The sequence below is a fragment of the Mucilaginibacter sp. genome, from assembly GCF_964263795.1.
Classification (GTDB): Bacteria; Bacteroidota; Bacteroidia; order Sphingobacteriales; family Sphingobacteriaceae; genus Mucilaginibacter.
Genome location: NZ_CAXVWK010000060.1, coordinates 22,749 through 36,304, shown reverse-complemented (window position 1 = coordinate 36,304; position 13,556 = coordinate 22,749). Strand labels below are relative to the sequence as shown.

General features: G+C 42.9%; 10 protein-coding genes. 1 reads left to right on the top strand and 9 read right to left on the bottom strand.

Translation table 11 applies throughout. The features are described 5' to 3' along the window. Positions 1-127 precede the first annotated feature (127 nt). The 4 genes from ACE5CV_RS11415 to ACE5CV_RS11400 form a co-directional block, all read right to left on the bottom strand. The gene (locus ACE5CV_RS11415; RefSeq protein WP_374950303.1) at positions 128-1,744 is read right to left on the bottom strand and encodes a DUF6377 domain-containing protein; all 1,617 of its coding nucleotides are present in this window, start codon (positions 1,742-1,744) and stop codon (positions 128-130) included. Positions 1,745-2,009: 265 nt separating this feature from the next. Continuing rightward, positions 2,010-4,469 carry a glycoside hydrolase family 31 protein gene (locus ACE5CV_RS11410; protein ID WP_374950302.1) on the bottom strand — a complete coding sequence of 820 codons (2,460 nt, stop codon included), beginning with the start codon at positions 4,467-4,469 and terminating at the stop codon, positions 2,010-2,012. A gap of 219 nt (positions 4,470-4,688) precedes the next feature. Continuing rightward, a complete protein-coding gene (locus ACE5CV_RS11405; protein ID WP_374950301.1) occupies positions 4,689-5,216 on the bottom strand; it encodes an adenine phosphoribosyltransferase in 528 nt (175 codons plus the stop codon). Between the two features lie 104 nt (positions 5,217-5,320). Continuing rightward, positions 5,321-6,052, bottom strand: coding sequence for a helix-hairpin-helix domain-containing protein (locus ACE5CV_RS11400; RefSeq protein ID WP_374950300.1), 732 nt, complete (start codon positions 6,050-6,052; stop codon positions 5,321-5,323). Between the two features lie 62 nt (positions 6,053-6,114). On the opposite strand from ACE5CV_RS11400, the gene ACE5CV_RS11395 reads away from it, so the two are divergent. Next, positions 6,115-7,872 carry a lysophospholipid acyltransferase family protein gene (locus tag ACE5CV_RS11395; RefSeq protein ID WP_374950299.1) on the top strand — a complete coding sequence of 586 codons (1,758 nt, stop codon included), beginning with the start codon at positions 6,115-6,117 and terminating at the stop codon, positions 7,870-7,872. A 55-nt stretch (positions 7,873-7,927) separates the two neighbouring features. On the opposite strand, the gene ACE5CV_RS11390 is transcribed toward ACE5CV_RS11395, so the two are convergent. The 5 genes from ACE5CV_RS11390 to pheT form a co-directional block, all read right to left on the bottom strand. After that, complete coding sequence (locus ACE5CV_RS11390; RefSeq protein WP_374950298.1) at positions 7,928-8,467, bottom strand: DUF962 domain-containing protein; 540 nt, start codon at positions 8,465-8,467, stop codon at positions 7,928-7,930. Positions 8,468-8,518: 51 nt separating this feature from the next. Next, positions 8,519-10,084 (bottom strand): ribonuclease Y, encoded by a 1,566-nt coding sequence (gene rny / locus ACE5CV_RS11385; RefSeq protein WP_374950297.1) that lies wholly within the window; start codon positions 10,082-10,084, stop codon positions 8,519-8,521. 297 nt (positions 10,085-10,381) lie between these two features. Then, on the bottom strand, positions 10,382-10,675 hold the full coding sequence (locus ACE5CV_RS11380; RefSeq protein ID WP_121246295.1) for a cell division protein ZapA: 294 nt from the start codon (positions 10,673-10,675) through the stop codon (positions 10,382-10,384). 21 nt (positions 10,676-10,696) lie between these two features. Further along, a complete protein-coding gene (locus tag ACE5CV_RS11375) occupies positions 10,697-10,987 on the bottom strand; it encodes a hypothetical protein (protein ID WP_374950296.1) in 291 nt (96 codons plus the stop codon). A gap of 80 nt (positions 10,988-11,067) precedes the next feature. Then, complete coding sequence (pheT, locus tag ACE5CV_RS11370; RefSeq protein WP_374950295.1) at positions 11,068-13,467, bottom strand: phenylalanine--tRNA ligase subunit beta; 2,400 nt, start codon at positions 13,465-13,467, stop codon at positions 11,068-11,070. Positions 13,468-13,556: the final 89 nt, after the last annotated feature.

Below are 13,556 nucleotides of genomic sequence, written 5' to 3'. Positions count from 1 at the left end.
CAATATATTAAAAACAGATTACACCTAAAAAATATAAACTTTTTTAATGTCTTTCTCCTCAAATACGCCGCAAAATAGCTGTTAAATAGTTTATAAAACTTCAGTGGAAACAGTTGATCTCGTAATCTCAGGCAATGGAATCAACCGCTTTAATATCCATGATCCTTTGCTCAAACTGCTCGGGATTTTTAGATTTTGCTTTGATCCTCATTTTGTATACATATATCGTATTGACCGAGTACTCCAGTATCTTGGCAATAGTTTCATTATCGTTTATGCCCATACGTATAAGGGCGAAGATCCGCAGATCGGTATTCAGCACTTCATGTTCCTGTGGCCATATCTGGTCTTTTTCTTCGAACAGTGAATTGAAAGTTGGTATAAAGTTGGGAAAGATCTTTAAAAAGATGTGATCAAAGCTATAGTATAGCGCTTCTCGCTCCTTTTTGATGTTGAGCGTATTGATAATTTGCCTTATGTCATCGTACTTTTTGATAGAAAGCTTGGTATCTACCGACATTTTCAACTTCTCCAATTTCAGGATATATCCCGATATGATCTTAAAAAACTGCCCGATGTACTCTTCCTTAATATGTGCATCTTCTTCCAGTTTGTAGTTAATGTCCTTTAATTGCAGGTTTTGATCTTCAATGATACGCTCTTTATGTTTAAGCTTGTCTAACTGCTTGTATATCATTATTAAAAACAAAATAACAAGTGATGCCAACCCGGTAATAGCCAAAAGGTACATCAATATGGTGTGCTTTTCTTTTTCGGAATGGTTTAACTCTTCTGCGGCCACTAAGGGCAATATGGCACCTATCTGTATCTTGCGCTGCCTGGCTCCGTAAAAATCAGCGTCGGCTTTGGCCAATTGTATAAAGTTGTAGGCGTCTTTAATGTTGCCCGTTTTATAAAGCTGCTCGGCAAGGGTAAAAAGCGCAACGGTTTCTTTTGTTGATGACTTAATATCGGCTATGGCCGACGCGATCAATAAATTCACACCTTCCTCCTGCCTGTTAGAGTTCAGGTATATTTGCCCTAATGAGCAACTGATCATTGCCCGGAGGTGCATAGAGATAGGTGCATTAGGCTTGATGAGCTTATTCAACTCTTCAGAACCACTTTGGTTATCATTGGCTGCGACATGCTTTAAACCTAAATAATAGATCTGATCTACCGAACCGGGCTTGCTGAGCATGATAGCTGAATCGATATAAGCGTTCCCTTTACGAATGTAATCTGGAGTGAAATATTTGTCGCTATTATATTTGGCCAGGTCGCTGTTACAACGATACATAATAAAATAGTACTCAACCTTCATCGAATCGTTAAGCAGTTTAGGATTTACCCTGTTCATGCAATCGAACGTTTCTTTAAACATGCCCGATGATAGCAGGATAAAGCCCAGCTTGATCTGACTGTAGTAAGCGCGCGACATATCGTTCATGCTTACACTAAGGTCTTTAAGCTTGTTTACATAAACATAGGCAGAATCGTACTGGTAGGATTTATATTCGTCGTACAGTTTAAGGCTTACATCATATTGCGCGCCGTAATTATTGCGTGATAATGAATGCTGTAATTGTTTAAGGGTTTTAATGCGCGCCTGCTTCCCGTTTTCATAGAGGTCTTTACGGCTTATTTCTGTTTTAAGGGCGCTTAAAAGGCTATCCGTCCCTGCTAATAGCATTACGGGGTGCGCAATTAGCAGCGTTAAAACTATCCGTAAAATTATCCGCATACAGTTGGCTTACAAAACGACATTAAAGTTAATAACTAAAAATTAAACGTATTACATATTACGGCGCGTTTAATCGTTTTTGCTATAATGGCATCCAATGCCGATTTTTAGTTGAAGACTGTTAGCAACCTATTAATTAACAATTCATTTTTGATAATTTTTTGGCTCCGAAACCGGTGGCGTTAGTGCAAATGTTTACACTAAGTGCAACAAAAAAGCATGCAGCACAACGGTGCAGGCTCTTAAATGTATCTGTTAAGTTACACTAATAGCTGATGGTAAACTGGTCGTTTAGGTTTTTAAAAATCAGACTCCGGATCTTTTCGCCTTCCAATGGGTTAGACAATCCGGTAGGGTCGAAACGGGATATAGGCACCATTAACGCCTGAAAATCATCCTTTACGTTGGTTGCTTTTCCGTTAAGCTTAACCTGTGCCCCATCAAACCCGTGCAGCACTATTTTAACCATGCCAAACTTCGATTTTCCCGAACCTTCCGCTTTGCCAAAATAGATGGTTTTCTTAGCAGCATCATAGGTGATCATTTTTTTGAAGTATTCGCCTTTTTCGTAATCAAATGTTTCGCCGTCATCTTCATAGTAAACAAATTTGTTATTAACATCGCCTTTGTAAACATGTACAAACAGAGTGTCTGAAGGCTTCTCGGTAGTGTTCTGGATCTGCGTTTGCATCGGTATAATGCTGCTTTCCTTTACAAATACAGGCAGTTGAGAAATTACAAGGTCCAACCCTATTTTGCTGTTGCCCTGTTGCATTTTACCATTGTATAAATTATACCATTTGCCAGCCGGAAAATACAACTTGCCGAATGAAGTTACCCCATCAAATGGAAACACCAAAAATGCATGCCCAAACATATATTGGTTTTCGTACAAGCCATTATATACATTCTCATCATGTGTATAATCGATGGTGAGCGAGCGCATAACCGGTTTACCTGTCTGGCTGGCTTCGTAAAATGTTGAATATAAATACGGCAGCAAACGGTACCGCAGGTTGATGTAATTGCGGGTTATCTCTAACACTTCTTCGCCATAAGCCCATGGCTCAGATGATTTAGAGTTGATACCGGTATGATTACGAAAATATGGATTAAATGCCCCTATTTGCATCCAGCGGGCGTATAGCGATGGCGATGCCCCACCAGTAAAACCACCCACATCCATGCCGGTAAACGGTACGCCGCTCAGCCCAAGGCTATTCATCAGCCTGACACCTAAAAGCATGTGGCTGTCTTCAGCACGGTTATCACCTGTCCACATGGCTGCATAGCGTTGCAAGCCTGCATATCCCGACCGCGTTAAAATGAACGGCCTTTTGTTATCGCGGGCTGCTTTGTACCCTTCATAGCTGGAGCGGATCATTTGTAGGCCATAAACATTATGTATCTGTGGGTGCGATGCTGTTTTCCCTTCAAAATTAAACAGGATATTATCCGGTGCTTTCTGGCCCCAGGTGCTAAACTCGTTCATATCGTTCCAGATACCGCTTACGCCTTCGTCGGCGTATTTTTTCAATTCACCGCCCCACCAGCTGCGCCCTTTAGGATTGGTAAAATCCGGAAAGTTACACCAGCCCGGCCAAACCTGCCCGGTGTAGTTGGTACCATCAGGGTACTTGGCAAAAATATCTTCCTTTAAACCACGATCATAAACACCGTAACCTTTCTCAGCCTTAATACCCGGGTCAACAATCAGTGTCACCTTAAAGGCCATATCCTTTAGTTTTTTTATCATTCCTGCAGGATCGGGAAAACGCTCTTTATCCCAGCTAAATACTTTGTATTTATCCATGTAATGAATATCCAGCGTAATACCATCCGCAGGAATTTTCTTTTCGCGCAGGGTGCTGGCTATCCGCATTACTTCACTTTCCGGATAGTAACTATAGCGGTTTTGCTGATATCCCAAACTCCAAAGCGGCGGCATTTTCATTAAACCGGTTAAACTGCTGTATGATCTGATGATATCGGCAACTTTGGTGTGCGCTATAAAATAGTAATTCATCTCGCCGCCCTTGGCTCCGAAAGATGCAAATCTGTCGTTGCTTGCACCAAAGTTGAAATCGCTTTGCCAGGTGTTATCAAAAAATATCCCGTAATTAACTTTATGGTGCACGCCGATATAAAAAGGAATGGTACTGTAAATCGGGTCCTGACTGGTTGAATAAGCGTAGGTATCGCTGTTCCAGTTGGTGTATGCGTTGCCTTTACGGTCCAAACCGCCGGTTTTTTCACCCAGGCCAATAAAGTGTTCGCCCTCCTGCATTTTTTTGTAAGTGGTAACGCTTTCGTTCACCCATGAGGTGCTCAAGCCCGGCTCATCCTGGTTAATTACCTCACCTGCTAAATTGCTGAAGGTAATATTATAAGGGCTTTTGCGAATATTTACCTTCAACGAATCGGTGTTGATGTTGATCTCATTATCGTTTTGGGTGATGCTCACCTTTGTGGCAACCGGTTTAGAGATTACCGCATATGAAAAATCGTCTGACAGTTTTTGTTTATCCATCCGCACCCTGATAATGTTAGGGCTGTAGACCGTTACACGGATAAACGCGCCATCGGTACCGATATCAACCGTTTGGTTATCTATGGTGACACTTTTAACGTTACCTGCCTGCCTGATGGGATTTTGTGCCGATGATGTTTGTACACATACGGCAAATAGTGCAGCTAACGCCACACAACGGTTGATTATCTTCATTATTTTAAAACGGTTTATCAATGATGTTAAGTGAATTCAGTTCACTCAACTACGGAGCGTAGTTGTTAGTCACTTTCCGGAACGTGAAATTATAACAGATTTGCGGTACCACGCAGCGTTTGCACAGCTTATAGAATTTTTATAACAAAAAACCCGCTGATTTGGTCAATCAGCGGGTTTTTGAAGTTTTATTTATATGGTAATTAAGACGCAATAAACTTAATAATTGGCAAGAATGATGATATTTTCACTTATCGGCGCTATTTTTTTAACACCGTTTAAAAAACCTAATCCCACTACAAAGCTAAAGCCGGCCACGGTGCCGCCCATTTCCCGGATCAGTTCACTGGTTGCTGTAACGGTGCCACCGGTGGCCAAAAGATCATCGTGAATCATGATCCTGTCGCCGGGAGTAAAAGCATCAGCATGGATCTCGATTGTAGCGGTACCATATTCCAGTTCATAAACTTTCTGGTTAACTTTATGCGGCAGCTTGCCGGCCTTGCGGACGGGGATAAAAGGTACCCCCAGCTTAGTTGCCAGCGTAAGACCAAACAGAAATCCTCTGCTCTCTATTCCGGCAATCGCGTCTATCTGTGCCCCTTTCAACCGTTCTAAGAAGGCCTGGCTTATTTCTTCGCACAAAACCGGATCTTTTAGTATCGGAGTAATGTCTTTGAAAATAATGCCAGGCTTGGGGAAATCATGGATATCGCGGATAGCGTCTTTTATTTGCTGTTGTATCATTTAAAAATTATGTAAGGTTCAAGTTTTCGTAAAACTGGCTCGTCAATAATGGCGATATCCCGCAGGTTGTCCATTGACGCGTAATCGCCGTGTTGTTTGCGGTATTAAATTATGGCATTAACCTGCTTATAGTTCAGGTAGGGCATCAGCCTTAGCTTATCAAAAGTAATGCTGTTAATCGCTATCTTACGAATCCTCGCCGGGTTAACCTTTACCTGTGGCGCTATCTCGCGGTATTTAAGCTCGTCCATCCCAAACACTTCCTTTAGCTGTTCTTTGTTTACATAGCCGCCAAGCCTTTCGCGGTAATTGATGATGCGGTTGGCAAATGCGCCCCCAATCCCATTTACCAGGGTTAAAGCGGACGAGTCGGAAGAGTTTAATTCAACCACAACCGGCCGCTTTTCCACTTCGGCATTAATGGTGATGTACGGCGCCAGGCGCTGATAATCGGCAGGCGTAACTCCATAGATTTTTTTCAAATCAGTCGCCTTGCGGAAGCTCCCGCCTTTGGCAATATAATTGGTTATTGTATGAGCCTGGCGTTCGCTTAAGCCCAGTTCCTGCCACCGTTTTGGCGTGGTGGTGTTAGGGTCAAATTTAGCTAATGCAACATTTACTTGGCTCGGGCTGTCTTTTGATTGTTTGAAATATCCGCTTTTGTTAAGTTGTGTTATAGCGGTGTTAAATTCGTTAATGTTAATTGTGTTATCTTTGCTAAACCATTGATAAACGTAAGGCGCTGCCAAAGTTACAGCTATCAATACAAGCAGCACGGTGATACCGTTCCAGTCCCTTTTAGTTAAGGAAAGGTAATTTTTAACGTGCGCTTTCATATTGTGGCCTAAATAAGGGTTAAATTAAATAATTTACAACAAATTTATTCTGTTACACCTCCATGAAAGTTATCACCACCGAAGAGTTTGCTAAAGCCACCAAGCTTGATGCGTTAAAAATGCCCGGACTGGCTTCTCTCCTGATGGAATTAATGAAGATAAACCAGGTGAACGACCTGTTTGCCCAGGCACAACCCAAAGAAGGCCCCGACTTTGTAGATGCTATTTTAGAAGGCTGCGGGATAGAAATAGATTTTGACGAACGCGAATTAAAGAACATACCCAAAGATGGCGCTTTCATTGCCATTGCCAATCATCCGTATGGTGGCATTGAGGGGATGATATTGTTGAAGATATTGTGTACCGTTAGGCCAGATGCCAAACTGATGGCTAACTTTCTGCTGAAAAAGATACCTAACCTTGCCGATTATTTTATTGCAGTAAACCCATTTGAAAATGTGGAGCATTCATCCAGCATCAGCGGCTTAAAAAACACATTGGAACTATTGGCAAACGGCACGCCTATAGGCATTTTCCCTGCCGGGGAGGTATCTACGTTTAAACTGGAGAAAAAAGAGGTTACAGACCGCCTTTGGCACCCTGTAGTGGGTAAGATCATCGCTAAATCTAAAGTGCCTGTTGTGCCTATATATTTTCATGGTAATAACGGCCTGCTATTTAATTTGCTTAGCATGATTTCGCCTGCATTGCGCACTGCCAAGCTGCCGTCGGAATTATTTAACAAACAGGGGCATACCATTAAACTGCGTATTGGTAAGCCCATTAAGGTGGCCGATATTCCGGATAATAACAACAGTGTTAAGCTGCTTAATTATCTGCGCGCCAAAACCTACGCTTTAGGTGCCGGTTTAGAAGAAGAGAAAAAGATCTTTAATCCACGCAACCTGTTCAAGGTTAACAGCCTGCCTGAAGCTATTGTTAACGAAACGCCGGTAGATAAACTGGAAAGAGAAATTGAACCGCTGCGCGAACATTATAAGGTTTGGACCGAGAAGAACTATGAGGTATTTATCACTCCTACTAACCTCATCCCGAACGTTATCCGCGAGATTGGCAGGCTTAGGGAGATCACCTTCCGTGAGGTTGGCGAAGGCACCAATAAAGCGACCGATTTAGATGGCTACGATATTTACTATCACCATCTATTCATCTGGGACCAGGAAGCCAAACTAATTGTTGGGGCTTATCGCATTGGCTTGGGCGATGAGATCTTTTACAGCGTTGGCAAAAAGGGCTTTTATATAAACGAGCTATTCAAGATCAAAGAGCAGTTTACGCCGATATTGAAAAAGAGCCTTGAACTGGGACGCTCATTCATCCGCAAGGAATATCAGACCAAACCGTTGCCCCTCTTTTTGTTATGGAAGGGCATCCTTAAATTTTTGATGGATAACCCGCGTTACCGGTATCTGATAGGCCCGGTGAGCATTAGCAACTCGTTCTCCCAGTTTTCTAAATCGCTTATTGTAGATTATATTAATCGTAACCACTTTGACCATGAGCTGGCGCAGTACGTTAAACCCCGTAAAAAGTTTAAGGTAAATTTTGAGAACATTGACACCGACCTGTTAAGATCGGCAAGTGAGGACACCTTTAAAGGCCTGGATAACCTGATATCTGATGTGGAAACCCATAACATGAAGGTGCCCGTGCTGCTACGCCAGTACATTCAATTGAATGCAAAGATCATCAGCTTTAACATCGACCCTAAATTTGCCGATTGCCTGGATGGTTTTCTGGTCTTAGACCTGGAGAAAGTACCGGCTGATATATTGGAGAAAGTAGGGAAGAACCTGTAACCGGGTTTTAACGGATTTAGTCGCTTTTACGTACCTGAAAAAGTCTGGACAAGGGTTAATACTTCAATCCTATTCTTTTAGCTAAAAAGTGCAGCACCCAAATGGGAGTGTATAATACAAGCTTTTTGTCATCATCAAAAGATGACCCGTTTCCTTCGATTTTACCACCGATATATTGGCCAAGCCATGATAAGGCAAAAATAGCGGTGCCTACCCAAATCAGCGGAGGGCCGCCGGCTAATTGCCATTCGGCTAATTTAGAAACCCCGTAGCTTAAGCCAAACAGTACCAACAGCAAAGTGTATGAAAGATTTGGCGATGACTTTAAGGTATAGTAAACACTAAAGGCGATTATAAATGAGGCCCAGTTTAAAAAGCCGTTATACTGACCTAAAAATTTTATATAAGGGAACGGTATAGCCCAGGTAATGGCCAATAAGCCGAATAGCATTAATGGTACGCAAATAAAGTGCAGCAGCCTGTTGGTTGGGTGCTGATGGCTTTTGTTTAACCGGTTAAAATAAACCTCGACAGGGCGCAGGTTTTCCTTTACCGGAATAGTTCTTTTACTAGTACTTGAATGTTGCTTTGCCATAAAACAAAAAAGCCCTCTCCGTTTACAGAGAGGGCTCAAATTTAAGCTTAATTATTTTGCAAACGCTACCGAACGGGTTTCCCTGATAACGGTAACTTTTATTTGGCCCGGGTAGGTCATTTCTGTTTGAATACGGTTGGATATATCTGCTGCAAGCACTTCGCTTTGCGCATCAGAGATCTTTTCACTCTCTACCACAACGCGAAGTTCGCGGCCCGCCTGGATAGCAAATGTTTTCTCGACACCCGGATATGATAAAGCAAGCTCCTCCAGCTCTTTCAAGCGTTTGATGTAACTTTCTACCACCTCGCGGCGTGCACCCGGCCTTGCCCCTGATATGGCGTCACAAACCTGTATGATCGGTGATAGCATTGATGTCATTTCCACCTCATCATGGTGGGCGCCAATGGCATTGCACACTTCCGGATGTTCCTTATATTTTTCAGCAAGCTGCATACCCAAAATAGCGTGAGGCAGTTCGGGGTTATCATCAGGTACTTTACCAATATCATGCAACAGACCTGCACGTTTAGCCAGTTTAACGTTAAGGCCCAGCTCTGCCGCCATGGTAGCGCAGAAGTTAGCAACCTCACGCGAGTGTTGCAGCAGGTTTTGGCCGTACGATGATCGGTAACGCATACGTCCTACCATCCTGATCAGTTCCGGGTGTAAACCGTTTATACCCAGATCGATCACAGTACGCTCACCTATCTCAACAATTTCTTCTTCAATTTGCTTTTTGGTTTTGGCAACAACCTCTTCTATACGCGCAGGGTGTATACGTCCGTCCGTCACCAGGCGGTGCATTGCCAAGCGGGCAATTTCCCTGCGTACAGGGTCAAACCCTGAAAGGATAATGGCTTCCGGGGTATCATCCACAATAATTTCAATACCGGTTGCGGCTTCCAGCGCACGGATATTACGACCCTCGCGGCCAATGATGCGGCCCTTGATCTCGTCATTTTCGATATTAAAGATCGACACCGTATTTTCGATAGCACTTTCGGTAGCGGTACGTTGTATGGTTTGAATAACGATCTTTTTGGCTTCTTTGGTTGCGGTTAATTTGGCTTCGTCAACAATGTCTTTTATCTGCGCCATCGCTTTACTGCGGGCCTCTTCGCGCAGGTTGTCTACCAGTTGGTTCTTGGCATCTTCGGCACTCAGGCCTGCAATTGTTTCTAACTGCTGTACGTGCTGGTTCTTTAAAATTTCAACTTCTTCCTGTTTCTTGATCAGGATATCTGTTTGCGATTCGAGTTTTTTGCGGGCGTTATCCAGCTCGTTTTCTTTACGGGTAAGATTATCCAGCTTCTGGTTGTATGATTGCTCTTTCTGTTTTATACCGTTTTCGCGCTGATTAAGCACGTTGTTTTTAGCGTTAACTTCCTGCTCATGCTCGGCTTTTAACTGTAAAAATTTCTCTTTAGCTTCTAACTGGCGGTTCTTTTTAAGAATCTCGGCATTGTTCTCAGCGTCTTTTAAAATCTTTTTAACTTTATTCTGAGCGTTTATTTCCTGGTCTTTAAACAGCTTGCGAAGCAGGAAACGCCCTATGACTATTCCCGTCGGGATGCCCATTAGCAGCCCGATGATAATGTATAATATAGTGTTCATTCTTATTTAGGTTATATATAATAAAAAAACCGCAACTAAACTTTTAAGTGTCATGTATTGTAAAAACTTCTCTAAGGATGTTGTGAATCACGGGTTACCGTTAAATACACGATCAACGCATGCCTCTTTGATCCGTAGATATTGAAGCATTAAGTTTTTAATAGTGAAACTTAAAATTTAACTGCGGTTAAATCTTAAACTGGCTCGTTTTGAGTCAAAAGCTGAAAGTTTAAAGTCAAAAGCTTTTATCACTTTTTATTCTACACTTTTAACTTTTAACCTATTTTTTAAAGAACGTTATTGTTTCGAAAAAAAATCGTTCAGCAAATGATCCAACTGGTAAACCTTCTCTGCCACCTCGGTATCATCCGTGGTAACTTTTTTATCTGCCTTTAATGATGATGTTGCGTAATGCAGCACACACATTGAAAGCAAATCCTGTTTATCCCTAACCGCGTAATTTTCCTGATATTCTTTTATACGGTCGTTGATCAGCTTAGCTGCCCTTCTTATTATTTCCTCTTCTTCCATGTTTACCTTTAAGGGGTAAACTCTGTCAGCAATGTTTATTTTTATTGAGATTTCTCCCATTTGAGCTTTTCACTTTCTGTACTACTTTTTAAGCAATACAATACACTTATCTATTTCCTGCACAAAGTCGTTAATTTTTTGCTTAATGTCAACACTTTTTTCATTTGTTTCTGAAAAAGACTTCGCCAGTTTCAATACACGAAGCTTCTCCTCCAGGTCTTTTGATTTATTAGTGCTGGCCTTTAAAGCCACATTTAACGCCTCGCTTTCCAATTTAAGCAGGTCATTCTCTTCCTGCAAAGCAGCACAAAGCTCTATCAACTGCTCCGTTTTTTCTACAACTTTACTTAATTGTTCTGCTACTGAGGCCATTTTTGGTTATTGGTTGATTGGGTTGATTGGATGAATAGTTTTTTAGCTTATAACTGTTTACTCAACCAACTACTCACTAATTATTTCCTGATCTCCGCTCCTGCTTCCTTGCCTAAATTATAAATTAATTTTTGCATCAGGGTATCAATCGCTTTATCGGTTAAAGTTTTCTCGGTGTCCTGCAATATAAAGCTTAGCGCGTATGATTTTTTTCCGGCAGGCAATTTATCACCCTGGTAAACGTCAAATACGTTTACTTCTTTCAGCAGTTTTTTGTCAGTCCGCGTGGCTATCTGCTTCAACTGGCCAAATGATACCAACCGGTCTATCAGCATGCTTAAATCCCTCCGCACTGCCGGGAATTTGCTCACCTCCTGATAAACGATCACATTTTTCCGCACCAGGTTCAGTATCATGTCGAAGTTAAAGTCGGCGTAGAACACTTCCTTATCCACGTCAGCCTTTTTTAAAGCCGCAGGCGCTACCGAGCCTAAAGTAACCAGCACTTTATTGCCGCGCACATATTGCAGGCCGTAGGCAAGATTATTTGCGGCGGTATCTTCAAGCGTAAAGTCTGTAATATTCAGTTTTTTAAGGATCCCGTCAACAATTGCCTTGAGGTTGTAAAAACTGGTCGGGGCTTGCTTGCGGTTCCACTGCTCGCCCGAGTTTGCGCCGGTCAAAAAGATGCTGAAACGCTGTGCCTCAATGTACTTCTCATCTATAAAACTATAAATTTTACCGAATTCATACAGCTTCAGATCTGCCACCCGGCGGTTTTGATTATAAGCCACAGCTTCTAAACCCGAGAACAGCATACTTTGCCGCATCACATCCAGATCGCTGCTCAATGGGTTCAGTATTTTAACCGCATGTTCAACATCATCAGAGTAGCTCGATTTGGTAAGCGAGTTGCCCATGATCTCGTTAAAGCCGTTAGCAGTTAACAGATCTGAAATCAAATTCTGAACGGTATCACGTTCGGGCCTGTTAGAGGTGTTGAGCGATGCCCTGATCTGTACCGGGATCTCAATATTGTTATATCCGTAAATGCGCAATATTTCTTCTACCACATCCACTTCCCGGGTTACATCCACACGATATGGGGGTACTTTAAGGGACAGGCCTTCAGCAGTTTCGTTCACAATCTCTATATCCAATGCCTGAATAATACCTTTGACTGTATCATTACCAATGGCCTTGCCAATCAGCCTGTCGATATTGCTGTAGCTTACCTCCACATTAAAAGGTGCAACGGGTACCGGGTAATGGTCAAAGATATCTGACGATACCTTACCACCGGCCACTTCCTGTATCAGCAACGCTGCACGCTTAAGTGCAAACACAGTCATATCCGGGTCGGTACCGCGCTCAAACCGAAACGAAGCATCTGTCTTCAACCCAAACCTTTTTGATGTTTTACGCACCGATACAGCGTTAAAATACGCACTCTCCAGGAAAATAGCCGTTGTAGCTTCACTTACGCCGCTTTTTGCACCGCCAAACACGCCGGCAATACACATGGGCTCCTCAGCATTGCATATCATCAGGTCGTCGGCATGCAGCTTACGGTCAGCATCATCAAGGGTTTTGAAGATAGTGCCCTCAGCAACATTCTTAACAATAACTTTATTACCCGCTATGGCCGCCGCGTCAAATGCATGCAACGGCTGTCCCAGTTCATGCAGTACGTAATTAGTAACATCAACCACGTTATTGATGCTGCGTACACCGATAACGGCTAAACGCTCTTTTAACCAGGCCGGTGACTCTTTAACCTCAATACCTGTGATGGTTAAACCCGAATATCTTGGTGCCGATTGCTCGTTCTCTACCACAACTTCTATTTGCCCGTCGGTATTATCAACCTTAAATGCCGATACATCCGGTCGGGTAATGCCAATCTTCAGGAAAGCGGCAATATCGCGCGCCGTACCCAGGTGCGATGCTGCATCGGCACGGTTGGGGGTAAGGCCTATCTCGTACAGGTAATCATCGTTCAGTTTAAAATAGTCTTTGGCGGGCGTGCCTACTACGGTATCTGCATCTAGCACCATAATGCCGGCATGGTCGGTACCCAGGCCAATCTCGTCTTCCGCGCAGATCATCCCTTCAGATACTTCTCCCCTTATCTTTGACTTACCTATCTTAAAAGGCTCGCCCACGGTTGGGTAGATAGTAGTGCCTACAGTTGCAACCACAACCTTTTGGCCGGCAGCAACGTTATGCGCGCCACAAACTATCTGCAATGGCTCAACGCCGCCTACATCAACTTTAGTAACGTGCAGGTGGTCGCTATTGGGATGATCTACACACTCCAGCACGTAGCCTATGATAAGCCCCTCGAGCCCGCCCGGAATAGCCTGAACCTTATCCAGGCTCTCTACCTCCAGGCCGGTTCCGGTAAGTATTTTAGATAATTCTTCCGGAGTTTTATCCGTCGCAATGAATTCTTTAAGCCAATTGTACGATATCTTCATTATACCGGCAAAGATACAATTTAGGCAGAAAGGTAAAAGGCGTTTCGGCGTACGATTTTGGATTTACAATTTACAGTAGATTGTAACAT